Genomic DNA, 25,911 nt, shown 5'->3' with positions numbered 1-25,911 from the left:
CAAATTATTTGATTCGCTTTCTTCTATTTTGTTCGTAATCTTCAAAAATCATTTCACCCAAACCCTTTAAACCTGTATAAAAGGCCTTCCCCTTATTTGCTTTGGTAAACTCTCTTACAAATTGCATTAGATATGGGTCTTGGGCGATCATAAAGGTGGTTATGGGTATATGCAATTTTCTAGCCTGTTGTGCCATGGCATAACATTTTTCGACGATATAATCGTCCAGCCCGACACTGTTTTTATAATAGTCTCCATTGGGAAGTCGTAAACAGGAAGGCTTGCCATCGGTAATCATAAAAATCTGCTTGTTGGTGTTCCGCTTTCTTCGCAACATGTCCATAGCGAGCTGAAGTCCCGCAACCGTATTGGTATGGTAGGGACCTACCTTTAAATAGGGTAAATCTTTGATAGGAATGGGCCAGGCATCGTTTCCAAAGACCAAAATATCCAGAGTATCCTTCGGATACCGGGTGGTAATTAACTCGGCAAGTGCCATTGCCACTTTTTTCGCAGGAGTTATCCGGTCTTCTCCATAAAGAATCATGCTGTGGCTGATATCAATCATCAAAACAGTACTCATCTGGGCCTTGTATTGGGTGTCCTCAACAACTAAATCCTCCTCGCTCAGGGAAAAATTTCCGATTCCATGATTGATCTGTGCATTTTTTAGGCTTTCGGTCATCGAGATATGCTCCAATGAATCTCCAAACCGATATTCCCGAAACTCTCCAGTGTGCTCATCGCCCCTACCCGACTTTCCGGTTTTATGATTTCCTGCCCCGCTTCGTTTTAATTTGCCAAAAATTTGGTCAAGAGCTCGTTGCCTCAACATACGTTCAAGCTTAGCCGTAATGGAAAGATTGCCATTGCCGCCGTCTTCACCATCTTCTTCTCCATTGTCCTGCTGTCCATCGGCATCAAATTCTTCACGGATAAAACCCTTTGCTTTTAAATCCTCGATAAAGTCATCAATTGTATAGTCGTCATCGGTAAGCTCATATTCTTTATCAAGTTCCCTGAGCCAATCCAACGCCTCTTCAACGTCACCAGAAGTATGGGTAATGAGTTCTTGAAAAATCTCAAAGAGCTTTTCAAAAGGGGTTTGGTCGGGCGCTTCGTAAGTAGTGAAACGAAACCCTTTTCTTGTATTCATAGCCATTACATAAAATTAAACTATTTCAGTTTAAGGGCTATGCATTTAAATAAAACTTAACGCTAGTGTTTAACCAAGCTATTTATGGCGTTCTTGAAGCACTTTTACTATATCATTCAACTGATAACCCTTGGATTGTAATAAAATAAGATAGTGGAACAACAAGTCGGCACTTTCGTTTAAGAAGAGTTCGTCATTGGAATCTTTTGCCTCGATAACGGTCTCTACCGCCTCCTCTCCTACTTTTTGGGCTATCTTGTTAATTCCTTTTCTGAACAAAGAAGCTACATAGCTATCTGGATTCTCAACATCATTTTTCCTAGCCGTTATGATTTCCTCCAATTGGGATAAAAAACCGTATTCTTGGCTGTTGGATTCGCCCCAACAAGTATCGGTACCTTTGTGACATGTGGGTCCAACTGGGTTTACGAAAACCAGTAATGTATCATTGTCACAATCATTTTTTATGTCGACCAATTCCAAAAAGTTTCCACTCTCTTCACCTTTTGTCCATAGTCGTTGTTTGCTGCGGCTATAAAAGGTTACTTTTTTGGTCTGCTCAGTGGCATCCAAAGCTTCTTGGTTCATATAGCCCAGCATCAAGACATTTTTGGTTTTTACATCTTGAACAATTACGGGTACTAAACCATCTTGATTTTTATTAAAGTCTATTTCCATTTTTATAGTCTGATAGGGATTCCATCTTTTTTTAATTCTTCTTTCAACTGCTTTATTTCTATTTCCTTAAAATGAAAAATGCTGGCAGCTAATGCCGCATCTGCTTTTCCGTCGATAAAAGTATCGGTGAAATGGGACACCGCACCAGCTCCACCGGATGCGATTATGGGAATATTAAGTTCACTCGACAATTTGGCCAAAGCTTGATTGGCGAAGCCATTTTTAGTGCCATCATGATCCATTGATGTGAAAAGGATTTCTCCAGCTCCTCTTTCCTCTACTTCTTTCGCCCATTCGAAAAGGTCTGTTTCCGTAGGAACTTTGCCTCCTACAAGATGCACTTTCCAATTTTCCTCTATTTGTTTTGCGTCAATGGCCACCACAATGCATTGAGATCCAAACTTGGCCACCAACTCGTTGATCAAGTCAGGCCTTTTTACTGCTGAAGAGTTTATGGAAACTTTATCTGCACCATTTTTAAGCAAAATATCCACATCTTCTATTGATGAAATTCCGCCGCCTACGGTAAATGGAATATTCACTTTTTCAGCAACATGGTAGACCAAATCGGCCAGCGTCTTTCTTCTTTCTTCTGTTGCAGAAATATCCAGAAAGACCAATTCATCCGCACCTTCGCGTGCGTATATTTCAGCTAGTTCCACAGGATCTCCAGCATCACGCAAATCAACAAAGTTGATTCCTTTAACGGTTCTTCCGTTTTTAATATCTAAACAAGGTATAATTCGTTTTGTCAACATTCAATTCTTGTTTTTTGCATTGAGATTCATCCCATCATAAAATCCCAAATCGCCATTATTCAACAATTTGGTCCATAGCGCAATCTGTCCGGTGTGATAGGAGAAATGCTCCACCACATGAACAATGTTGCCAATTCCAGAGAACTCAAACCCTTGAACCGACCTTTTACGAAGTAACTCGTGCTCGGGTGCATGGGAAAAGTTTTGTTTGGCTTTTTCCACAGTTTCTGAAAGTTTTTGAAAAAGTTCTTGTTTAGAATATCCTGAAAGGGTTTCAAATTCTTTATCTCGATTTCTATTATCTTCCAAACCTTCCAGCGAGGCAATGCCATATTGAGTGATGTTACCGCACAGATGCAAAATCAGGTTTCCGATGCTGTTGGCAGACTCGTTGGGTTTTTGCCAAATCACTGCTTCATCCAGCTTGTCCAAACATATTTTGATCATGCGTAAGCTTTCATCCAGCCGATAGCAGGCATTCTGAATAAATTCGTTCTTAAAAATATTATCGCTTGCCATTTTCTAAAATATATGCTTCCAATTGTTTTAAACTGATTCGATTCTCATAAATGGCTTTGCCAATTATGGTCCCTTCACAACCCAATTCGGCTAGTTTGGGCAGTTCATCAAAACTCGATATACCTCCACTGGCTATCAAATTGACTCCTATGACTTCCCTATCTTCTACTCCGCTTCCGGTAACCAGGGTTTCAATTTTTTTGGTCTTGTCCAGTATCCTTTCATAAAGTTCGAAAGAGGGTCCTTCAAGCATTCCATCTTTGCTAATGTCCGTGCAAATCACATAGCTCACTCCTTTGCTCTGATATGATTTAATGAACGGAAGCAAAGCTTGGTCCGATTCTTCCTGCCATCCTGAAACTGCTACTTTCTCATCCATGGCATCAGCACCAAGAATAATTTTTTTAGCTCCATAAGTTTTCAACCAACCCAAAAAGGTTTCTTTATCCTTCACAGCGATACTTCCACCAGTTATCTGGGTTGCTCCACTTTCAAAGGCAATGTGTAAATCCTCATTGGTTTTTAAGCCACCTCCAAAATCAATCTTGAGATTGGTTTTTAAAGCAATAGTTTCCAATATCTTATGATTGACGATGTGTTTGGATTTTGCTCCATCCAAATCAACCAAATGCAAGTATTCGATACCATGCTCTTCAAACTGTTTGGCCACTTCCAGTGGGCTTTCATTATATACCTTTTTGGTATCATAGTCACCCTTGGACAGTCGGACACACTTTCCTTCAATAATATCTATAGCAGGAATAATTCTCATTTACTTCTCATTTTAAACATCCAAGTCTCAGGGTCCGGAATGGAATCAAAACCGTACTTTCTGTAAAAGTTATGTGCATCATTGGTTCGCAATCCAATACCTTTTACCGGTGTTAAATCTGGATGGTAAACAATGGCATCCATTAGCAGTTTTCCAACACCTATTCCTTTATGGGATTCTTTTACAAATACATCCATAAGCCAGGCAAATACCACAAAATCGGTCGCTATCCTGGCAAAAGCGATTTGATTTTCATTTTCATCAAATACTCCAAAACAAAGCGAATTATCAATACTTTTCTCTACCAACTCAACACTTCTGCCCTTTGCCCAATACGACTGTTGACTTAAATATTGATGGATCAATGGTATATCCATTTTAGTTTTATCGGTTGATATCGTTAATCTCTCCATTACGCCAGATCTAGAAAATTCTGTAAAATTCTTTCGCCCACCATCCCACTTTTCTCAGGGTGGAACTGCGTTCCATAAAAATTATTTTTTTGCAAAGCCGCACTATAGGGTAAGGCATACTCACTCACCGCAATCGTATTTTCTCCTTTGGGGGCATAAAAACTGTGCACTAAATAGATGTATGATTTATCCTGAACTTCTTTGAATAGGTCCGATTTTAAATCCTCAATTTGATTCCATCCTATTTGTGGCACTTTGACCGTGTTTGGGAATCTCACCACATCCAAATCAAAAATACCAAGGCCATCTGTATTTCCCTCTTCGGATGAGTTGCACATCAGCTGCATGCCTAAACAAATGCCCAAAACGGGTTGCCTTAGTTCAGGAACAAGCTTGTCCAACCCACTGACCCTAAGTTTTTGCATTGCGGAACTGGCCTCGCCTACCCCGGGAAATATAACTTTATCCGCATTTTGGATTTCTTCGACCTTATCACTCAATACGGCATCGTACCCCAAACGCCTTATGGCAAACTTGATGCTTTGGATGTTACCCGCTCCGTAATCGATTATAACTATTTTCACTTTATGCCTTTCTAATTTTTTTGCATTGACACGAATTGCGCCAATTTCACAAATGGGATTGATTATTTCGCACCTCAAACTTCATATTTCATACTTTCTAAAGCATTCCTTTGGTTGACGGCAACACCATTTTATCCGGATCTCGCTTTACGGCCATTTTTATGGATTTTGCAAATGCCTTGAAAATTGCTTCAATCTTATGGTGTTCATTGGTGCCCTCCGCTTTGATATTTAAATTTGCTTTCGCTCCATCTGAAAACGATTTGAAAAAATGCAAAAACATCTCGGTCGGCATGTCTCCCACTTTTTCACGTTTAAAATCCGCATCCCAGACCAACCAATTCCTGCCACCAAAATCGATAGCAACTTGAGCAAGACAATCATCCATAGGCAAACAGAAACCATAACGCTCCATACCTAGTTTGTTTCCTAACGCTTTTGAGAATACCTCTCCCAACGCAATTGCCGTATCTTCAATAGTGTGGTGCTCATCTACCTGCAAATCGCCCTTCACTTTTATTTCCAGATCCATTTGGCCGTGTCTTGCCAATTGGTCAAGCATATGGTCAAAAAAGGATAAGCCTGTTTCAATATTGCTCTTCCCTGTTCCATCAAGATTAAGTTTAATAATGATGTCAGTTTCATTCGTCTTCCTTGAAATTTTGGAAACTCTGGATTCCAATTTTAAAAATTCATATATCTTTTCCCAATCATTGCTCTCCAACGCAATATAAGTGTCCAACTCGGCACGCTTAACCGTAATCTCATCCGTTCCCAAGTTGGTTTCATCATTGATGAAAATTCCCTTTGCTCCTAAATTTTTGGCAAGTTCAATATCGGTCAATCGATCGCCAATTACGAACGAACTCTTTAGGTTATAAGCTTCGGTAAAGTATTCGGCGAGCATTCCTGTACCAGGCTTTCGTGTATCTGCATTGTCTTTTGCAAAAGTTCTATCAATAAATACCTCGTCAAAAACAACTCCTTCATTTTCAAAGGATTTAAGTATAAAATTATGTACAGGCCAAAAAGTTTCCTCGGGATAAACTTCTGTTCCCAGACCATCTTGATTGGTAATCATGACGAGTTCGAAATCCAATTCCTTTGCTATTTTTCCTAAAAAAGTGAATGCCTTTGAATAGAATTCCAGTTTCTCGAAGGAATCTATCTGCTCATCGGCGGGTTCCCTGATAATCGTTCCATCCCGATCTATAAAAAGTACCTTTTTGCCCATTATTCCATTTCTTTTAAAATCGTGATCAATTTTTCATTTTCTTCGGAAGTGCCAACAGTAAAACGTAAGGTATTCTCACATAACGGTTGATTGCTCCTATTTCTAACCACAATTTGTGCTTTTAATAATTCATTGTATCGCTTATCCGCATTATCCACCTTGACCAATACAAAATTCGCATCGCTTGGGTTTACCGTTTCTACAAATGATAATCTATTCAAGGTTTTGACAAGTGTATCTCGTTCCGTCAAAATTCTATCCACTTCTGCTGCAACAAGTTTTGGAGCTACTACTCGATCAAGCGCTCTATCTTGGGTCAACTGATTTACGTTGTACGGCGGCTTTATTTTATTCAGGATGGCTATCACCTCTTTGGAAGCATAACAAATCCCCAATCGAATACCAGCCATCCCATAGGCTTTTGACAGTGTTTGCGTTACCAATAAATTAGGGTATTGCGCAAGGGAAGTCACCCAACTTTCATGTTCTGCAAAGTCGATATAAGCCTCATCAATCACAATCAAACCCTTAAAAGCATCTAATAATTCTTTAATATGTTGTTTTGAGAATGCATTGCCGGTAGGATTGTTGGGAGAGCATATAAACATCAACTTTGTCCTGGTGCCCGTATTCTTTAATATGCTTGGAACGTCCAACTCATAATCTGGCGTAAGTAAAACTTCCCTATTTTCAATGGCGTTTATACCACTTAACACTTTGTACATGCCATAGGTTGGCGGCATGGTGATTATATTGTCTTGACCTGGTTCACAAAAAGCTCTGAAAATCAAATCCAAAACTTCATCACTTCCATTTCCCAATAGAGTGTTTTCTTCTAAAACTCCTTTTTGCTTTGCCAAAATCGCCTTTAAACTCCTTTGTTGAGGGTCAGGGTAACGATTGACACCGTTTTCAAATGGGTTTTCATTGGCATCCAAGAAAATCATATCGGAGCCATCGGACACATATTCGTCCCTTGCCGAAGAATAGGGTTTTAGGTCTTTTACCGTTTCCCGAACCAATATGTTTAAATCAAAATTTTTCATCCTTGTTTAGGTCTCGACTGCGCTCGACCTGACATTTAATTCTTTTCTATACTTTTTAATCGCAAAGTCATGGCATTTTTATGTGCCTGTAAACCTTCGGCATCCGCCATTAACTCAACTGCCCTCCCAATATTCTCAATTCCGTTCTTATTGATTTTCTGAAATGTCATGCTCTTCATAAAACTATCCAGATTAACGCCGCTATATTGTTTTGCATAACCATTTGTGGGTAAGGTATGATTGGTGCCAGAGGCATAATCTCCAGCGCTTTCCGAGGTATAATTTCCGATGAACACGGAGCCTGCATTTTGGATGTTGTTCAAATAAAAATCTTCGTTTTCCACGCAGATGATGTAATGCTCAGGACCATACTCGTTAATCAAATCAACTGCGGTGCTGTCATTTTCAACCAAAATCAGTTTACTATTGGCAATAGCCTTTTCCGCAATTTCTTTGCGCGGAAGCACTGCTATCTGCTCCATAATTTCCTTTTCCACTGCATTGAGCAAGCTTACAGATTTAGATACCAAAATTACTTGACTATCGCCTCCATGTTCAGCCTGGCTCAACAAATCTGAAGCTACAAAGGACGGCTCAGCCGAATCATCAGCAACGACCAGCAATTCGCTGGGCCCCGCTGGCATATCAATAGCAACACCATATTTTGTTGCCAATTGTTTTGCAACGGTTACATATTGATTCCCCGGGCCAAAAATTTTGAAGACATTTGGGATAGTTTCGGTTCCAAACGTCATTGCCGCTATGGCTTGGATGCCTCCAACTTTGAATACCTCGGTTACTCCGCAAAGGTTAGCGACATACAAAATGGTAGGATTGATTTTTCCATTGCTGTCCGGGGGTGTGCATAAGATTATTTCCTTACAACCGGCTAGTTTAGCAGGAATAGCTAACATTAAAATGGTGGAAAATAAGGGTGCTGTTCCTCCGGGAATGTACAACCCTACTTTTTGGATTGGCCGTTTTTCTTGCCAACACAACACCCCGGGCAGGGTTTCAACTTCAACTTTTTCAGTTTTTTGGGCAACGTGAAACTTTTCAATATTGTTTTTGGCCAAGGCAATCGCCTGTTTCAAATCATCAGATACTTGTTCGGACGCTCCTTTTAATTCATTCTTGGAAACCGCAAAAGAATTCAACTTGACCCTGTCAAATTTTTCGGTATAGTTGGCCACAACAGAGTCACCACCGGTTTTGACTTCTTCAAAAATTGAATTGACCGTGCTTTCAATATCGGAAACAGTTTGTGTGGGCCGTTTTAAAAACGTAGACCAATTTTCTCGCTGTGGATATTCAATACGCTGCATTACAATACCATTTTTTCGATTGGACAAACCAAAATTCCTTCGGCTCCAGCCTGTTTCAATTCGTCAATCACTTCCCAAAAAGTGTCGCGATTTATAACTGTGTGGACGGAACTCCATCCTTCTTCTGCCAACGGCAACACCGTAGGGCTTCGCATTCCAGGTAGAATTGAGATAATTTCATCCAATTTTTCATTTGGAGCATTCAGCAATACATATTTGTTTTGCCTCGCTTGCAATACCGACTTAATTCGAAACTGAAGTTTTTCAAGAGTTTCTCTTTGCTCTTCTGATATTTTTGGCGACACCGCGAGTACCGCCTCACTTTTCAAAATAACCTCTACTTCTTTCAAATTATTTTTAAAAAGTGTACTTCCACTGGAAACAATATCGCAGATTCCATCCGCCAAACCAATGTTGGGGGCTATTTCCACAGAACCATTAATTATGTGCAAGTCCGCGTTTACACCTTTCTTTTTAAAATATTCTTTGACCGTATTAGGGTAAGAAGTAGCAATGCGTTTACCTTGGAAGTCTTTTATTGAATTATATGCTACGGATTTTGGAATGGCAAGCGAAACCTTGCACTTGGAAAAATTCAGTCTTTCTACAATTGAGATATCATTGCCCTTCTCAATCAAAACGTTTTCTCCGATTATGGCAATGTCTACCACCCCGTCCTTTAGGTATTGCGGGATGTCACCATTTCGAAGGTAAAACACCTCCAACGGAAAATTTCTAGCTGTGGCCTTTAGCTGATCCTTACCGTTATCTATGGATATGCCGCAGTCCTTTAGCATCTTCAGGGAATCTTCGTTTAAACGTCCACTTTTTTGAACTGCAATGCGAATCTTTGTCATTTTACTTTTAATTTTTGTTCGGAAACCAAAACGGCATTAAAAACAAAACCCGTTTGATTTCTCAAACGGGTTAGAATATGTTTTACAAACAACAATACATTTCTATCTCGCTTGAGGGCAAGTATAAAAATGGTGGTGATGTGTGTTTTTGTTTTTCATTACGACTTCAAAAGTAGAATATATTTTTATATCAAAAAAACACAATTTAGTTATTTCCCAAAATCAAAGGTAGACCAGAATCACCGCTGCCAACAATGACAACTTTTGAATTTGGTGATTTAGAAAGCTCCAAAGTAGCATCTATTCCTTTATCTTGAAGTATTTTATCAGTCAAGGAAGCACTTAAAATACGGTTGGCATCGGCTTTACCTTGAGCTTCAATAGTTACTTTTTCCGCTTCTTTCTTTGCGGTAACAAGTCTAAATTCATATTCCAATGATTCTTGTTCCTGCTTTAATTTCCTCTCAATTGCCTCTTTGATTGTTGGTGGAAGCGTAACATCCCTTACAAGCACCTCGTTCAATTGAATGTATTGGCCATCTACAATTTTCTTTGTCTCTTCAAAGATTTCTTGTTGAATAGCATCCCTTTTGCTCGAATACAATTGTTCTGGAGTATATCTCCCTACCACACTTCTGGCAGCGGAACGAATGGTAGGCAACAATATGCGATCTACATAAGATTCTCCTTTTTCTTGGTGTAATCTTCCCAAATCTTCAAATTTTGGTTGAAACCATGCCGATGCGTCAAGTTTTATTTCTAAACCATTGGAAGAAAGTACTTGCATTTTTTCAAAAACCTCTTGCTGTCTAACTTCATAAACATATACTTTGTTCCAAGGAGCCACTAAATGAAAACCTTCCCCTAAAGCAGCTTTATCTGTTACAACACCGCCTCCAAAAGTTTTGTAAAGCACACCTGCTTCACCAGAGCCAATAGTAATTGCTGATTTAGAAATTAATATTACAGCAATAATTATGGCCACTATTACTGGTAATGCAATTTTTGGTAATCTATCCATGAGTTTTATTTTATATTAATCCGTTAAATTTTCTGATAAACCATTCTAATGAGAGGGTCAAAACAACTAATCCGAGTAAGATTCGAAAATCGATTAAAGATACGACATTTTGTCTGCTCTTTTGTATAGGAATAAATTGATTGGAAGTGTTCAGTTTATCAACCAAAGAATTCATTTTATCCATATAAAAAACTTCGCCATTTGCTTTTTCCGCTAGTCGATGTAGTTTTTGATAATTCGCAGAAATCATCAATTTTTCTGGATTGAATTCAAGAATTTTAAATGTACCGGAGCGTTTGCTGTTTTCTCCCTGTTTGGTGACCGTAAATGTATATTCCCCAGCCGGAAAATCACTAAGGTCGGCTTCAAAGTAGTTACCCCTCAATAACATTGGCAATTCGCGTACAAAGTTACCATCTTTGGAGCTGCATTTAAGAATTAGGGTTGAATTTGAATCGAAACTGAAGCTTTCGTCAAAACTATATGCTCGAATCTTTGCCTCACTTGAATTTTCAAAAATTAGCTTGTAATCCAATTCCAATCTGCTCTTTCTGCCATTACTGGTCAGATACACCATAAGTTTGCCCATAAATTCATCGAATTCATTGAAACTTTGGGTATTTCGGTAGGTTTGAGCCCTCCATCTCCAAATATTCTCGCCAAATAAAACTGCTTCTCTTTTTGATGCATCTTCTAACACGGCAAATAAGGGCTTATCCAAATCTACTCCCCTAATTTTTTGATGAACCAAAATATCACTGTCAATCTTTAAATCAATATCACCCAAATTACTTTCTAGGGGAGGGAAATTATCCATAGAAAAATCAGAAAGTCCGAATGCATCGAACGCGGTGTTCAATACCGGCTCTATTTCTTCTGGTTGATTGAAGTTTTCTTTGAAAAAACTGGTTTGTACACTATTTAGAAAACTCCAATTGGTTTTGGGTCCGGTAACTGTAAGGGTGCTGGTTCCCCTTTTATTTAGATAATCATATATGGGCTTGAACCTGCTCGTTGGTTGGTATAATATAAATAGGTCAGTTTCATCATTTCCGTTTAAAGCTTCACTCGGTTTTTTAATATTGACCACACGTTGCTCGTTGGTCTCAATGGATTTTTTAAAAGCTCCAATATCTGGATGCGAGATTTCTGAAACTATTGTGACCGTGGTTTTTTCGTCTATGACTTCAACAGCAATTTCTTTTCTATTATTGAACGTATTCTTTTCTGTTGATAGGGTTTCTACTTGAACAACAATGCTTTTAACTCCCACGGATTCCGCTTCCAATACAGCATTTATGATCTTACTGTTTTCATTACTTCCAAAATTCAACTTTTGTCTAAACTTGGTAATTCCATCAAGGGAAATACTAATGGTCTTGGAAATAGTTCTGTTTCCTGTATAGTTTACAGCAACTTCTACGGGGAACTTATTCTTTAAAAAGGCATAGGTGTTGCTATTCACCAATCCGATTGAAATATCCTCATATTGGGTCGTATCTCCCACTACAACGGGATGCACCGAAATGTTTTCACCCAAATTCAGAAATTCATAATCTCTTCCCAATGTTTGATTTCCGTCAGTAAACAATAAAATCGTACTGGCCCCACTAGCATAAATCTCATCAATTTTTGAAATTGCGTTGGCAATATTCGTGTTTGTTCCATGAAAGTTTAAGGAGTCGCTTTGCGCTAATTGCGAAGCAAAGGTGTATTGTTCTATGCTGAACCGTTCTTTTAGATCGCTATTGCCAGTGATGGAACTAATGATATTCGCAAGTTGCTCTCTACCGCCGAGTTCAATTGATGAAGAGTTATCGGTTAAGATGACCAAGTTGGCTTTTTCCAAAAAGTACTCCTTCTTGATGAATTTGGGGTTCACCAATACTACAAATACGCTTAGGAGCGTACAAAAACGCAATACTGCCAATACTGTATAGAATTGACCTTTTCTCTTATTTTTATAGAAATATTGATAATATACGATGACAAAAGCTGCAAGAACAGCCAAAAGAATCAAGAGCACCGTACGTATTTCCATTCACTGTTAGGTTAACATACCACCATCAACATTAAGCACTTGTCCCGTAACATAAGCCGAAAGGTCAGAGGCCAAGAATATACATGCGTTGGCTACATCTTCTGGACTTCCTCCTCTTTTCAATGGAATGGCATCTCGCCAACCCTGGACAGTTTTCTCATCGAGTTTATCTGTCATTTCAGTTTCGATAAACCCAGGTGCTATGGCATTGCAACGAATGTTTCGTGATCCCAGTTCTAAAGCCACGGATTTGGTAAAACCTATCATCCCTGCTTTGGACGCGGCATAGTTGGTTTGTCCGGCATTTCCTTTTACACCCACTACACTACTCATATTAATAATGGAACCTTTGCGTTGTTTTAGCATGGTACGCTGCACTGCTTTGGTCATATTGAAGACAGATTTTAGGTTGATTTCGATTACTTTATCGAAATCTTCCTCTCCCATTCGCATCAATAGATTGTCTTTGGTAATTCCAGCGTTATTGATCAATACGTCTATTGAATCAAAGTTCTCCAAGACTTGCTTGATCAATTCCTCTGATTCGGAATAGCTTGCCGCATTACTTTTAAACGCCCTGGCCTTCACCCCCATATTCAACAGTTCCTTTTCAAGTTCAAGGGCCGGAGCTTCGCTCGAGCTGTAGGTAAAAGCCACATTGGCCCCATGCTGGCCGAATACTTGGGCGATACCTCTTCCAATTCCTCTACTGGCCCCTGTGATGATTACGTTCTTGCCTTCTAAAAGTTTCATAATGTTCAATGTTAGTTTGTCCGGTTATCTAACCAAATATAGTTTTTGTTTTATGTTTTGGCACAAAAAAATCCCGCATTAAACGGGATTTACAATAGATTTAACTATTGATTATCCTATTACTTCTTTGACTTTTACACCAATTTCTGCAGGAGATTCAACAACATGAATACCACATTCTGTCATAATGCGTTTTTTGGCCTGGGCAGTATCATCACTACCTCCTACAATGGCACCTGCGTGTCCCATGGTTCTTCCAGCTGGTGCAGTTTCGCCTGCAATAAAGCCAACTATCGGTTTTTTACTTCCACTTTCTTTATACCACTTGGCTGCATCCGCTTCCAGTTGACCTCCAATTTCTCCGATCATTACCACACATTCGGTTTCTGGATCATTGATCAATAACTCAACAGCACTCTTGGTCGTGGTCCCGATAATGGGATCCCCGCCAATTCCAATTGCAGTAGTAATTCCAAGTCCTTGTCGAACAACCTGGTCAGCAGCTTCATAGGTCAATGTACCAGATTTAGAAACAATACCAACAGTTCCTTTTTTGAAAACGAAGCCAGGCATAATTCCAACTTTGGCTTCTTCTGGGGTGATGACACCAGGACAGTTTGGACCAACCAGTGTACAATCGAATTTCTTGATATAATCGTTCGCCTTAACCATATCCGCTACAGGAATTCCTTCTGTGATGGTGATAATCACCTTAATGCCTGCACTTGCGGCCTCCATAATTGCATCTGCTGCAAAAGCTGGTGGAACAAAAATGATAGTGGTATCCGCGCCAACTTCTTTAACGGCATCTTCAACTGTATTGAAAACAGGTTTTCCCAGATGCTCTTGCCCTCCTTTTCCAGGGGTTACACCTCCGACCACGTTAGTTCCATACTCAATCATCTGACCTGCATGGAAAGTACCTTCACTTCCAGTGAAACCTTGCACTATTATTTTTGAATCTTTGTTTACTAAGACGCTCATATTTTTTATTTATTAGCCACGACAAAAGTATACTATTGCCTCTAAAAGTTAAAGTAATTCATTCGGTATTTCCTTTCAAGGATTTAAGCAATGAAGGAAGGTTTTTAATGGTGGTGATTTCACGCATTTTAGATCTTGCCTCTTCTGCGGGGCTTCCAAAATATGTTTTACCACCCTCCAAGCTTTTTGCAACACCTGATTGGGCATATACCACTGCTCCTTTTCCAATGGTAATGGCGCTAATTACTCCAACTTGTCCCCACAGAACAACCTCATCTTCAATAACTACACATCCTGCAATACCTGTATGGGAAGCTATTTGACATTTTCTACCGATTACAGTGTCATGTCCGATTTGGATCTGATTATCCAATTTGGTCCATTCTTTTATTGTGGTATCCCCGGTCACTCCCCTATCAATGGTGCATGATGCGCCGATATCCACGTTGTCTTCTATAACCACGCGTCCACTGGACAAAAGTCTTTCGAACCCTTCGGTTCTTTTTTTATAGTAAAATGCGTCGGAGCCAAGAACAGTGCCACTGTGGATAACGACGTTATCTCCAATAACGCAATTATCGTAAATGGAAACATTGGCGTGTATTAGGCAGTTTTCACCTATTTGCACATTATTCCCGATAAATACATTGGGTTGTATGACAGTATCCTTGCCAATTACCGCTGATTCAGCGATAGCATTGTTCGCTTTTGTGAAGGGTGAAAAAAAATGGGTTAGTTTATTGAAATCGGTGAATGGCTCTTCAGAAATTAGAAGTGCTTTCCCTTCCGGGCATGCCACTTCTTTGTTGATAAGCACTACGGATGCTTTGCATTCCAGGGCCTTGTCATAATATTTGGGGTGATCCACAAAAACGATATCTCCTTCTTCAACAACATGGATTTCATTCATTCCTAGCACTGGAAAGTTTTCATCTCCAACAAACTTTGAATCAATGATTTCCGCTATCTCCTTTAAAGTGTAAGTTTTAGGAAATTTCATTCCCGATTATTCTTTAACTCGTTCCATATAGTTCCCCTTCTCTGTTTCCACTTTTATTTTATCTCCTTCATTAATAAAAAGTGGAACATTGATTCTAGCCCCTGTCTCAACCGTAGCTGGTTTGGTGGCATTGGTCGCCGTATTTCCTTTTACTCCAGGCTCAGTATGTGTAACTTCAAGAATAACACTTGCAGGCATTTCTACAGAAAGTGGCATGCTGTCCTCTGTATTAAAAAGAATGGTGACTATTTCCCCTTCCTTCAACAAATCCGGAGCGTCCAAAGAGTTTTTCTCAAGTGAAATCTGGTTGTAGTCATCCGTATTCATAAAATGGAAAGTATCACCTTCTGGGTACAAATACTGATATGACCTTGTTTCCACACGCACATCATCAATTTTATGCCCTGCTGAGAAGGTATTATCAATAACCTTTCCGGTAGTAACACTTTTTAATTTTGTACGAACAAAAGCAGGTCCCTTTCCTGGCTTAACATGAAGAAATTCTATGATTTTAAAAATGTCATGATTGTACTTGATGCACAACCCTTTTCGTATATCTGAAGTATTTGCCATAATCTTAGTTTGAACTGAAGTAACCTTTCATAATACCACGTTGTGAATCTCGGATGAACTGCAAAATTTCATCACGCTCTGGAGTGGCCTCCATTTCTGCTTCAATAATTGACGCAGCTTGCGAATTGTTGTAATTTTTTTGGTAAAGTATTCTGTAGATGTTCTGAACTTCCCTAATCTTGTCCGCCGTAAACCCTCTTCTTCGTAATCCAATGGAATTGATTCCCACATACGAAAGAGGCTCCCTAGCAGCTTTTACATAAGGAGGCACATCTTTTCTTACAAGGGAACCACCTGTTACAAATGCATGGTTACCTATAGAAACAAATTGATGTACCGCGACCATTCCGGCCAAAACCACATTTTCCCCAATGGTTACATGACCTGCCAAGGTGGAATCATTGCTGAAAATACAGCCATCGCCCACTAAACAATCGTGTGCAACATGACAATACGCCATAATCAAGCAATTATTTCCAATTACCGTTTTCATGCGATCGGCCGTACCTTTATTAATTGTAGCACATTCGCGAATGGTGGTATTATTACCAATATGTACCGTGGTTTCCTCTCCTTGATATTTTAAATCTTGTGGCATGGCAGAAATAACTGCACCTGGAAAAATGTTGCAATTCTTTCCTATTCGAGCACCTTCCATTATGGTGACGTTGGAGCCAATCCATGTTCCTTCACCAATGGTAACATTGTTATGAATGGTGGTAAAAGGCTCTATGACCACATTTTTGGCAATTTTTGCTCCTGGGTGTACGTAGGCAAGTGGTTGATTCATATTATTCTCACTTTACTTTTGTGATTTGCGCCATGATTTCTGCTTCTGAAACTAGTCTGCCATTGGCATAGGCGCGGCCTTGCATTTGACAGATACCTCTTCTGATCGGAGATAAAAGATCAAGTTTAAAAATAAGTGTGTCTCCCGGCACCACCTGATGTTTATATCGTACGTTGTCTATTTTTAAGAGATAGGTGAGATAATTCTCGGGGTCTGGAACTGTACTCAACACCAAAATGCCTCCTGTTTGGGCCATGGCTTCTATTTGAAGTACTCCGGGCATTACGGGTGCTCCTGGAAAATGCCCTACAAAAAAGGGCTCGTTCATGGTCACATTTTTCAAGCCAATTACGTGTTCCTTGGACAGTTCCAATATTTTATCGACCAATAAAAATGGAGGTCTGTGCGGAAGCATGTCCATAATTTGATTGACATCCTTTACTGGAGGAACTGTCAAATCTACCTCAGGAACATAATTGCGCCTTTCTTGTTTTATTATCTTCTGAAGCTTTTTTGCAAACTGGGTATTTGTAAAATGTCCTGGCTTATTTGCTATTACTTTTCCCTTGATCCTAGTTCCTGTTAAAGCCAAATCTCCGACAACATCAAGTAATTTATGTCGAGCGGCCTCATTTGGATAATGAAGTGTAAGATTGTCTAATATGCCATTGGTTTTAACCGAAAGCTTCTTTTTATCAAAAGCTTTCTCCAATTTCTTCATGGTAGATTCGGATATCTCCTTATCCACATAAACAATTGCATTGTTCAGGTCTCCACCTTTGATCAATCCATGCTCCAATAGCATTTCAAGTTCATGCAAAAAACTGAATGTTCGAGCATCTGCTATTTCAGTTTTGAAATCAGAAATTTTCTCGAGCGTTGCATTTTGGGTTCCAAGCACCTTGGTTCCAAAATCCACCATAGTGGTGATCTGATAGGTATCCGAAGGAATCACCGTAATCTCACTGCCCGTAGCCTCGTCTCGATATGAAATGACATCTCTGACAACATATTCCTCTCTATCTTTATCTTGTTCTACAATACCAGCTTTTTCAAGGGCTTGTACAAAAAACTTGGAGGAACCATCCATAATTGGTGGTTCTGGAGCATCCAATTCTATTAGAATATTATCAATATCCAGACCTACCAAAGCTGCAAGTACATGTTCGGAAGTTTGGATTTTAACACCTTTCTTTTCCAAATTTGTCCCACGCTGGGTGTTTACCACATAGTTGGCATCGGCCTCTATGATTGGTTCACCTTCAAGATCCACTCTTTTAAAAGCAAATCCATGGTTTTCCTTTGCCGGAACAAAAGTCATCGTGACATTTTCTCCGGTATGTAACCCTACTCCTTTTAGGGTTACATTTTCCTTTATTGTGCGTTGTTTCGTGCTAGTTTTGCTCACCTTCGACCTTTTTTTCTATGTCGTTGATTTTATTTACCAGTTTTGGCAAGTTTTTAAAATGAACATATGATTTGTTGTAGTCACCATAATTTAATGCTGGAGACCCTTGAAGAACTTCATCATCTTTAACATTTCTACCAATACCTGATTGTGCTTGTATCCTTACTCTATCTCCAATGGTTATATGTCCTACAATGCCAACCTGCCCGCCTATCAAACAATTTCTTCCAATCTTGGTAGAACCGGCAATTCCCGTTTGCGCTGCAATAGCCGTATGCTCACCAATTTCTACATTATGGGCTATTTGTATTTGATTGTCAAGCTTCACTCCCTGTCTGAGAACTGTAGAACCTAAAGTGGCGCGATCAATTGTCGTTCCAGCGCCAACATCTACGTTCTCTTCCAAAATTACGTTTCCCGTTTGTGGCACTTTGCTGTATTCTCCATTGGAATTTGGTGTAAATCCAAAACCATCTGCACCGATAATGGCTCCGCTATGTATAACACATCCGTTTCCTATTATTGATTCAGAATAAATCTTAGCTCCAGCAAAAATGACCACATTATCTCCGATGGTCACATTATCACCAATATATACATTGGGATAAACCTTAACATCTTTACCAATGTTCACATTATTACCAAGGTAGGAGAATGCACCAAGATAAAAGCCTTCGCCATAAGCAGCAGTTTCAGAAACATAAGAGGGGCTTTCAATACCAACCTTATTGTTTTTGACCTGATTGTAGTATTCCAATAATTTGGAAAAGGATTTATAGGCATCATCAACCTTGATCAATGTTGTGGATAAAGATTGTTCTGGAACAAAATCCTTATTGACAATGGTTATAGATGCTTTGGTGGAATAGATATACGAGGTATATTTTGGATTGGACAAAAAGGTCAACGATCCTTTTTCCCCTTCTTCAATCTTCGATAATTTGTGAACAGCAATCTGAGGATTACCCTCAACTTCTCCCTCTAAAATTCCGGCAATTTGGGTGGCTGTAAATTTCATTTGTGCAAAAGTAACAAAATTTGTTAAACGCTTTCTTTGGGGAAACAGCAATAATATTTTGTCACCGTTTTAGATAGTGCTTTAAGGCTCAATTGGTCCGATTCTTTGAGAACATCGGTCACTTTCCCATTTTTCTTGAGTACTCGTATGGCCTGATGCTCTTCACTATAGGCCTTGTTCGAAATCTCACCTTGAAATACAAAATAGGATGCCTCTGATGCCGAAATGCCTAAATTGTTTGTGACAGTTGTTAGTTTGGCTTCAATTTTCTGTGGGACAAATGGTTTGTTTTTTATTTTGATGTTCAACAAATTCCTGTTCAATAACATTTGGCAAAGCTTTGATAACACAAAATCATCATGAAATTGCCATGCTTTTATAGCCGCCAGCACATCAATATCATCCAAAAGGGCAAACTGCGCCAAAACTTTGGAATCTAACATAATATTGTCATCATGTTGCAGAAAAGACAGCACGGTCTGCCCTCCTTGAATTTCAACCCCATCTGACAGTAATTGTCTTGTTCTATGCATAATTCGAACGAGCAACTGTTCGGCCATCAATCCTGTTTTGTGCAGATACACCTGCCAGTACATGAATCTTCGGGCCATTAAAAATTTCTCTACGGCATAGATTCCCTTTTCTTCTACTACTAAATTGCCATCAACAACATTCAACATTGATATCAATCGTTCCGAATTGATGTTACCTTCGGTTACACCAGCATAAAAACTGTCGCGCTTTAAATAATCCAGACGGTCCATATCCAACTGACTGGACACCAACTGATTCATAAATGGTTTGGGGTACTCACCCTTGAAAATAGAAATCGCAATATCCAACCTGCCATCAAATTTTCTATTTAGGTCTTGCATAAACTCCAGTGAAAGCTTCTCGTGGTTTATGCCTTTAATAAAGAACCCTTCGAGTGCATGGGAAAAAGGTCCATGGCCAATATCATGTAAAAGAATGGCGCATAACAGCCCCGTTTCTTCTTCTTGTTCTATTTCTACACCCTTCCATCTAAGGATTTGGATTGCCTTGGTCATCAAGTGCATACTGCCCAGTGCATGGTGAAATCTGGTATGGTGTGCCCCGGGATAAACAAGGTAAGACATCCCCATTTGTGAAATCCTCCTCAACCGCTGAAAGTACGGATGGGCAATCAGGTCAAAAATAAGTTGATTTGGAGTTCCAATAAAACCGTAAATTGGATCGTTAAATACTTTGAGCTTATTGGTGTCTGCCAAGAAAGTTAGTTTTTAGTAGCGCAAAGATAAACACTATATGAACAAGATTACTATTCTGTGGGTCGATGATGAAATTGACCTATTAAAGCCGCACATACTTTTTCTAGAAAACAAAAACTACAAGGTCGTAACCAGTCAAAGTGGACAGGACGCCTTGGAGGAACTTCGAAAATCCTTTTTCGATATCGTCTTTTTGGATGAGAATATGCCCGGCATCTCCGGTTTGGAAACTCTAAACGAGTTAAAAAAATTGGATGCCTCCGTCCCTGTTGTAATGATTACCAAAAGTGAGGAAGAGTATATTATGGATGAGGCCATTGGCTCCAAGATTGCCGATTACCTTATTAAACCTGTAAACCCAAACCAAATTCTGTTGTCACTCAAAAAAAGCTTGGACAATTCCCGATTGGTTTCTGAAAAGACGACTGCAAATTACCAGCAAGAGTTTCGGAAAATTGCCATGGACCTTTCAATGGTGAACAGTCATGAGGAATGGACCGAACTCTATAAAAAACTTATTTATTGGGAACTACAGCTCGAGGAAATCGAGGATACCGGAATGACCGAAATATTGGAATCCCAAAAAGTTGAGGCCAATTCGCAGTTCAGCAAGTTTATAGACAAAAATTACCCCGATTGGTTTCAAGATGGTGATGGACCTATTATGTCGCACACACTTTTCCGAAAAAAAATACAACCGGAACTCGAAGGCAACAAGACCTTATTGGTTGTCATAGACAACCTTCGGTTTGATCAATGGCTGGCTTTTGAAGAAACGCTGAGCATGCATTACAAGAAAAAACTTGAAGACTCCTACTTCAGTATTTTACCCACCGCTACACAGTATGCCCGAAATGCCATTTTTTCTGGATTGATGCCACTTGACATGGAAAAAAGACATCCGGATTGGTGGAAAAATGACACCGAAGAGGGCGGGAAAAATTTGTTTGAAGCTGAATTTTTGGGAGCTCAACTAAAACGTCTCGGTTTAGATTTAAAATGGGAATACCATAAGATAAGTAGTCTTAGACAAGGAAAACAATTGGCCCAAAACTTCAGGTCCCAAAAGGATAACGACCTCACCGTCTTGGTCTATAATTTTGTGGACATGCTTTCCCATTCCAAAACAGAGATGGAAGTCATCAAGGAACTGGCATCAAATGATAAAGCATATCGTTCGCTTACTTTAAGTTGGTTTAAGAATTCACCTTTGTTAGAGATTATCCAATCAGCCCAAAACATGGGGATGAAATTGGTTCTGACCACTGATCATGGGACCATAAATGTAAAGCAGCCATCCAAGGTTATAGGAGATCGTGATACCAGTCTTAATTTAAGGTATAAAACAGGTAGAAGTCTTACCTATGAAAAAAGAGATGTGCTTGCTGCCGAAAAGCCGCAAAATATTCATCTCCCCAATATCAACTTGAGCAGTTGTTTCATCTTTGCCAAAAACGATATGTTCTTTGCCTACCCCAACAATTACAACCATTATGTGGGTTATTACCGAAATACATATCAACATGGTGGGGTTTCTCTTGAAGAAATGATTGTACCTTTTGTAGTTTTGGAGCCAAAATAGAATGTTGAAGATGACATTTCATAAAGATGAACTGCACCTAGCGGCACAATATGTATTGGACAATGTAAAAAACCAAATCCTTTGCTTTTACGGTGATATGGGTGCCGGAAAAACGACCTTGATTAAATCAATCGTCAAAAACTTAAGGGGAATTGATAATGCCAACAGTCCAACTTTTGGATTGGTCAACGAATATCATGATCAAAATGGAAATCTTTTGGCCTATCATTTTGATTTTTACCGGATTGAAAATGAAATGGAAGCTTTGGATTTGGGACTGGAAGATTACTTGAATTCCGATGCATGGATTTTTATAGAATGGCCAGAGAAAATTGAATCGCTACTACCCGAAGAAATTGTCTCCGTTTACTTACACTTTATCGATGAAAACACTCGTTCAATCGAGTTTAGTGCTGATTGAAAGTAATTACATCTATCTTTTTTGAAGTTTCGATAAACGGCAAATCTGTCGATAAAATGCTTTTGTTTTAGGATGAAATGCAATTTTTATCGGTGAAATGCACGTAGGGTAAGTAAAATTTCCTACATTTGTTATTGAAATGAATTCATTTATTAACCAAAAACTCTTTTACGATGAACACTAAAAGACTATTTTTTGGATTACTTGCTGTTGCATTTTTGGCAATGACAGCGGTTGCTACCAACGTTATTGACATAGATGAGAATCAAACTACTCAAGTAGAGAGAAGCAAGATTCACAAGCATTGAGAAATATTAATTGTATTTCTTTAAAAAACCCCTTTTTACAAGGGGTTTTTTTATACAATAAAAAATAGCTTCTACAGTTATTAGTGTATGCGCAGCAAAAAACATATTCAAAAAAAGCTGATTATAGAAGGGTTGATTACCTTGTTTATAGCATTATCACCCGTTTTGACGTATTCTTATAAGTATACATCTAATGATACCGAGGTATTGGATTTGATTTTCTTTGAAGTCACCTCCAATGGATTTGCAGATGCTAGAACCGCACTTTGGTATTATCTGCAAAAAATTGTTCCATTAATTTTATTGATTATTTGGTTTGTCACCAATAAGCAATGGTGGTATCATGCTATATTGATTCCGATTGCCATGTTTAGTTTTCAGTTGTATTCTGCGATTGCAACCGATTCAAATGTGGATGAAAATGAAATTTTATATGTAATCGCGGTAACCATGGTCATAGTACCCATTGTATATTTTATTAGGGTTAAATTGTTTGACAAACATGTACATGGAATTGATTTGGATGCAATGGACACAGAGCTTCAAATTCTAAAAGAAAAGGAAGAACTCCGTAAAGAACGAGAGAAACTTGAGAAGCGTCAGAAGACCGTTGCAAAAAAAATGTAAATTTGTTCCCATAGCCTAGGGATCATCAACAGATTTACATTGTATGAATCAACCATCCTCTCCGTTTAGCAAGCAACAACTTTTACCTCAAGAAGAGACTTTAGAGATTCTAAAGCAAAAGGGAGAACTCTTTATTGGCATTCCCAAAGAAAATCAATACCAAGAAAAACGAATTTGTCTTACCCCGGATGCGGTCAATGCCATTACTGCCCATGGGCATCGGGTGTTGATTGAGTCCGGTGCAGGCGAAGGCGCTAATTTTTCAGATGCTGACTATACTAATGCCGGAGGGGAGATTACCCGAGACACCAAAAAGGTGTTTTCTTGTCCATTAATTCTTAAGGTGGAACCTCCTACCCTTTCTGAAATTGATTTGCTGAATCCGCAGACCACGGTTATTTCTGCTTTGCAGATTAAAACGCAGAGCAAGGAATATTTTGAGGCCATGGCCAAAAAGCGTTTGACGGCAATTGCCTTTGAATACATTCGCGATGAAGATGGTAAATATCCCGCAGTTCGCTCATTGAGTGAGATAGCTGGCATTTCTTCCATACTGGTTGCTGCGGAATTGATGGCTACCACAAATAAAGGAAACGGTCTGATGTTTGGAAATATAAGCGGAGTACCTCCGGTTGAAGTGGTCATTATCGGAGCTGGAACTGTTGGTGAGTTTGCTGCCCGTTCCGCTTTGGGGCTTGGCGCGAACATTAAAGTATTTGATAATTCAATTACTAAGTTGCGAAACATACAGACCAATCTGAATCAAACGGTATACACTTCGACCATTCAACCTAAAAATTTATTGAAGGCATTGAAACGGTGCGATGTTGCTATCGGAGCGACCCGAGGAAAGGACCGCTCCCCCATTGTGGTTTCCAGCACCATGGTCGAAAACATGAAAAAAGGAGCTGTGATTATTGATGTGAGTATTGATATGGGTGGCTGTTTTGAAACTTCGGAAGTGACCAGTCACGACAAACCTACCATTGAAAAATTTGAGGTAATCCACTATGGAGTTCCCAATATTCCATCGCGTTATCCTAGAACTTCCTCGATTTCCATCAGTAATATTTTCACTCCTTATCTTTTAAAATTGGGAGAAGATGGCGGAATGGAAAATTCATTACGCTTTGATAAAGGCTTACGAAACGGATTGTATATGTATCATGGCATATTGACCAATAAATCTGTTGGGGATTGGTTCGGACTTACATACAACGATATTAACTTTCTTATTTTTTAATAGCGAATGGCATTTTTGAGACGCTTGGGATGGTATCTGGTTGGACTATCTATTGGAATTGTATTTCTTGTTTTCTTTTTAAAGAAAAAATCTGGTGAAAATGGAATTGAATTCTGTTATTTTCCCAATTGCCGGGTTTTGAAGGACATGCGTTCTAAACCAATAGTTTTTTCTGAAGAGTTCAACCAAGAAAAAGATACACTATTAATAAAGTCTTTTTTGACTGATGGGGACATCGACTTTGGTAAAAGTGACACCAAATCCAAGCCTTGTAAAACCTATCATATTTCACAATCTGTTGATGGAAAAGAAATGATTTTAACGGCAAAGAATTGTGAAAACCAAATCACCGTTGTTGATGTACAACCTGAAAATTAAAGGTCCAACTTCCTTCTTTTCTTTTCCTTTTGCAATAGTGAAAGTTCACGGGTGGTTTGTCCGGCCACGGAAGTGTTTTCCTCTGCGCGACGAATCAAATAGGGCATAACATCTTTTACTGGACCATAAGGTACATACTTGGCAGCATTAAATTCTTCGGCCGTTAAGTTATAGGTAATATGATCGCTCATTCCATACAATTGGCCAAACCAAATGTTCGAGTCATTTGGAGCTACTCCCTTTTCCTCCATCTGCTTGATCAACTTTAAGCAGCTTTCCTCATTATGGGTTCCGGCAAAAATGGAAAGGCTGTTTAAATGCTCCATCATAAAAGTAATTGCGGCATCGAAGTTCTCATCCGTTGCTTTTTTCGATGCACAAATTGGGCTTTGGTATCCCATTTCTTCAGCCCTGTCATTTTCTTTTTCCATATAAGCGCCTCGGACCACTTTGAGTCCAATCTTAAATCCTTCGGATTTAGCGATATCCAATATCTTTTTTAGATAATCCATTCTATCCCAACGGTACATCTGAAGCGTATTGTACACAATGGTTTTCTTGGTATTGTACTTTCGCATCATATCCAGGGTGATGTCATCCGCGGCGTCTTGCATCCAGCTTTCCTCCGCATCAATAAGCAAAGCCACTTCTAAATCATGCGCCTTTTTACACACCTGGTCATACCGATTTAGAATACGCTCCCAAGCCTGGGATTCTTCTTCATTCAATGCTATCCCAGCACTGACTTTTTCATACAGTTCAAAACGTCCAAAGCCGGTGGGTTTAAAAACAGCAAATGGGATGGCATCTTTTTCCTTTACAAAGTTTAGTACCTCCAGTGTTTTGGACAATGCAAAATCAAATTGATCTTCGATTTCCTTTCCTTCCACAGAATAATCCAAAATGGAACAGACTCCCTTTCCATACATTTTGTCAATGATTGGCAGGCAATCTTCTTCGTTTACTCCCCCACAAAAATGGTCAAACACGGTAGCCCTGACCAAACCTTCAATAGGAAGGTGGGCCTTTAACGCGAAATTGGTTACAGCTGTGCCAATTTTTACCAGTGGTTCGTTCGCAATTAATCTGAAAAGAAAGTAAGCTCGTTCTAATTCGGAGTCGGTTTTTAGTTGAAATGCCGTTGCGGTATTCTCAAAATTCGGATGCATTAT

Annotated in this window: 27 protein-coding genes; 5 read left to right on the top strand and 22 right to left on the bottom strand. The window is 39.2% G+C overall.

What is annotated here, in order from left to right; all coding sequences use genetic code 11:
* Positions 1-4: 4 nt before the first annotated feature.
* The 21 genes from IAG46_RS02020 to IAG46_RS01920 form a co-directional block, all read right to left on the bottom strand.
* Positions 5-1,162, bottom strand: a complete 1,158-nt coding sequence (locus IAG46_RS02020; RefSeq protein WP_190808648.1) for a VWA domain-containing protein — start codon at positions 1,160-1,162, stop codon at positions 5-7.
* A 72-nt stretch (positions 1,163-1,234) separates the two neighbouring features.
* The gene (hisIE, locus tag IAG46_RS02015) at positions 1,235-1,834 is read right to left on the bottom strand and encodes a bifunctional phosphoribosyl-AMP cyclohydrolase/phosphoribosyl-ATP diphosphatase HisIE (RefSeq protein ID WP_190808647.1); all 600 of its coding nucleotides are present in this window, start codon (positions 1,832-1,834) and stop codon (positions 1,235-1,237) included.
* A gap of 2 nt (positions 1,835-1,836) precedes the next feature.
* The gene (hisF, locus tag IAG46_RS02010; RefSeq protein WP_190808646.1) at positions 1,837-2,592 is read right to left on the bottom strand and encodes an imidazole glycerol phosphate synthase subunit HisF; all 756 of its coding nucleotides are present in this window, start codon (positions 2,590-2,592) and stop codon (positions 1,837-1,839) included.
* A complete protein-coding gene (locus tag IAG46_RS02005) occupies positions 2,593-3,111 on the bottom strand; it encodes a DinB family protein (RefSeq protein ID WP_190808645.1) in 519 nt (172 codons plus the stop codon).
* The gene (locus IAG46_RS02000) at positions 3,098-3,883 is read right to left on the bottom strand and encodes a HisA/HisF-related TIM barrel protein (protein WP_190808644.1); all 786 of its coding nucleotides are present in this window, start codon (positions 3,881-3,883) and stop codon (positions 3,098-3,100) included. The genes IAG46_RS02005 and IAG46_RS02000 overlap by 14 nt, the downstream gene beginning before the upstream one ends.
* A complete protein-coding gene (locus IAG46_RS01995) occupies positions 3,880-4,260 on the bottom strand; it encodes a GNAT family N-acetyltransferase (RefSeq protein WP_223826548.1) in 381 nt (126 codons plus the stop codon). The genes IAG46_RS02000 and IAG46_RS01995 overlap by 4 nt, the downstream gene beginning before the upstream one ends.
* Before the next feature lie 35 nt (positions 4,261-4,295).
* Positions 4,296-4,880 carry an imidazole glycerol phosphate synthase subunit HisH gene (hisH, locus tag IAG46_RS01990; protein ID WP_190808642.1) on the bottom strand — a complete coding sequence of 195 codons (585 nt, stop codon included), beginning with the start codon at positions 4,878-4,880 and terminating at the stop codon, positions 4,296-4,298.
* 97 nt (positions 4,881-4,977) lie between these two features.
* Complete coding sequence (gene hisB, locus IAG46_RS01985; protein WP_190808641.1) at positions 4,978-6,114, bottom strand: bifunctional histidinol-phosphatase/imidazoleglycerol-phosphate dehydratase HisB; 1,137 nt, start codon at positions 6,112-6,114, stop codon at positions 4,978-4,980.
* On the bottom strand, positions 6,114-7,160 hold the full coding sequence (gene hisC, locus IAG46_RS01980; protein WP_190808640.1) for a histidinol-phosphate transaminase: 1,047 nt from the start codon (positions 7,158-7,160) through the stop codon (positions 6,114-6,116). The genes hisB and hisC overlap by 1 nt, the downstream gene beginning before the upstream one ends.
* Positions 7,161-7,195: 35 nt before the next feature.
* A complete protein-coding gene (gene hisD / locus IAG46_RS01975) occupies positions 7,196-8,485 on the bottom strand; it encodes a histidinol dehydrogenase (RefSeq protein ID WP_190808639.1) in 1,290 nt (429 codons plus the stop codon).
* Positions 8,485-9,342, bottom strand: a complete 858-nt coding sequence (gene hisG, locus IAG46_RS01970; RefSeq protein ID WP_190808638.1) for an ATP phosphoribosyltransferase — start codon at positions 9,340-9,342, stop codon at positions 8,485-8,487. The genes hisD and hisG overlap by 1 nt, the downstream gene beginning before the upstream one ends.
* A 205-nt stretch (positions 9,343-9,547) precedes the next feature.
* On the bottom strand, positions 9,548-10,363 hold the full coding sequence (locus IAG46_RS01965; RefSeq protein ID WP_190808637.1) for a prohibitin family protein: 816 nt from the start codon (positions 10,361-10,363) through the stop codon (positions 9,548-9,550).
* Positions 10,364-10,373: 10 nt separating this feature from the next.
* Positions 10,374-12,404, bottom strand: coding sequence for a VWA domain-containing protein (locus IAG46_RS01960; RefSeq protein ID WP_190808636.1), 2,031 nt, complete (start codon positions 12,402-12,404; stop codon positions 10,374-10,376).
* Between the two features lie 6 nt (positions 12,405-12,410).
* Positions 12,411-13,157, bottom strand: coding sequence for a 3-oxoacyl-[acyl-carrier-protein] reductase (gene fabG / locus IAG46_RS01955; protein ID WP_190808635.1), 747 nt, complete (start codon positions 13,155-13,157; stop codon positions 12,411-12,413).
* A gap of 111 nt (positions 13,158-13,268) precedes the next feature.
* Complete coding sequence (sucD, locus tag IAG46_RS01950) at positions 13,269-14,141, bottom strand: succinate--CoA ligase subunit alpha (protein WP_190808634.1); 873 nt, start codon at positions 14,139-14,141, stop codon at positions 13,269-13,271.
* A 58-nt stretch (positions 14,142-14,199) separates the two neighbouring features.
* On the bottom strand, positions 14,200-15,141 hold the full coding sequence (locus IAG46_RS01945; RefSeq protein WP_190808633.1) for a UDP-3-O-(3-hydroxymyristoyl)glucosamine N-acyltransferase: 942 nt from the start codon (positions 15,139-15,141) through the stop codon (positions 14,200-14,202).
* Between the two features lie 6 nt (positions 15,142-15,147).
* A complete protein-coding gene (efp, locus tag IAG46_RS01940; RefSeq protein WP_190808632.1) occupies positions 15,148-15,714 on the bottom strand; it encodes an elongation factor P in 567 nt (188 codons plus the stop codon).
* A gap of 4 nt (positions 15,715-15,718) precedes the next feature.
* The gene (gene lpxA / locus IAG46_RS01935) at positions 15,719-16,504 is read right to left on the bottom strand and encodes an acyl-ACP--UDP-N-acetylglucosamine O-acyltransferase (protein WP_190808631.1); all 786 of its coding nucleotides are present in this window, start codon (positions 16,502-16,504) and stop codon (positions 15,719-15,721) included.
* Positions 16,505-16,511: 7 nt separating this feature from the next.
* Positions 16,512-17,912, bottom strand: a complete 1,401-nt coding sequence (locus IAG46_RS01930; protein ID WP_190808630.1) for a bifunctional UDP-3-O-[3-hydroxymyristoyl] N-acetylglucosamine deacetylase/3-hydroxyacyl-ACP dehydratase — start codon at positions 17,910-17,912, stop codon at positions 16,512-16,514.
* Positions 17,899-18,930: a UDP-3-O-(3-hydroxymyristoyl)glucosamine N-acyltransferase gene (lpxD, locus tag IAG46_RS01925; RefSeq protein WP_190808629.1), complete on the bottom strand. Its 1,032-nt coding sequence runs from the start codon at positions 18,928-18,930 to the stop codon at positions 17,899-17,901. The genes IAG46_RS01930 and lpxD overlap by 14 nt, the downstream gene beginning before the upstream one ends.
* A 23-nt stretch (positions 18,931-18,953) precedes the next feature.
* Positions 18,954-20,180: an HD domain-containing protein gene (locus IAG46_RS01920; protein WP_190808628.1), complete on the bottom strand. Its 1,227-nt coding sequence runs from the start codon at positions 20,178-20,180 to the stop codon at positions 18,954-18,956.
* Between the two features lie 37 nt (positions 20,181-20,217).
* On the opposite strand from IAG46_RS01920, the gene IAG46_RS01915 reads away from it, so the two are divergent.
* The 5 genes from IAG46_RS01915 (at position 20,218) to IAG46_RS01895 (ending at position 24,739) form a co-directional block, all read left to right on the top strand.
* On the top strand, positions 20,218-21,762 hold the full coding sequence (locus IAG46_RS01915; RefSeq protein ID WP_190808627.1) for a PglZ domain-containing protein: 1,545 nt from the start codon (positions 20,218-20,220) through the stop codon (positions 21,760-21,762).
* A gap of 10 nt (positions 21,763-21,772) precedes the next feature.
* Positions 21,773-22,183, top strand: coding sequence for a tRNA (adenosine(37)-N6)-threonylcarbamoyltransferase complex ATPase subunit type 1 TsaE (tsaE, locus tag IAG46_RS01910; protein WP_368668160.1), 411 nt, complete (start codon positions 21,773-21,775; stop codon positions 22,181-22,183).
* Between the two features lie 395 nt (positions 22,184-22,578).
* Entirely contained in the window at positions 22,579-23,118 is a 540-nt protein-coding gene (locus IAG46_RS01905; RefSeq protein WP_190808625.1) for a hypothetical protein, read from the top strand.
* Positions 23,119-23,161: 43 nt separating this feature from the next.
* Positions 23,162-24,361: an alanine dehydrogenase gene (locus IAG46_RS01900; protein WP_190808624.1), complete on the top strand. Its 1,200-nt coding sequence runs from the start codon at positions 23,162-23,164 to the stop codon at positions 24,359-24,361.
* A 6-nt stretch (positions 24,362-24,367) separates the two neighbouring features.
* Complete coding sequence (locus IAG46_RS01895) at positions 24,368-24,739, top strand: DUF4258 domain-containing protein (protein ID WP_190808623.1); 372 nt, start codon at positions 24,368-24,370, stop codon at positions 24,737-24,739.
* On the opposite strand, the gene IAG46_RS01890 is transcribed toward IAG46_RS01895, so the two are convergent.
* Positions 24,736-25,908: a proline dehydrogenase family protein gene (locus IAG46_RS01890; RefSeq protein ID WP_190808622.1), complete on the bottom strand. Its 1,173-nt coding sequence runs from the start codon at positions 25,906-25,908 to the stop codon at positions 24,736-24,738. The genes IAG46_RS01895 and IAG46_RS01890 overlap by 4 nt on opposite strands.
* Positions 25,909-25,911 lie beyond the last annotated feature (3 nt).

The sequence above is a fragment of the Flagellimonas sp. S3867 genome, assembly GCF_014698935.1.
Classification (GTDB): domain Bacteria; phylum Bacteroidota; class Bacteroidia; order Flavobacteriales; family Flavobacteriaceae; genus Flagellimonas.
The sequence above is the reverse complement of the archived record's forward strand: the minus strand, read 5'-3'. Positions and strand labels throughout refer to the sequence as shown.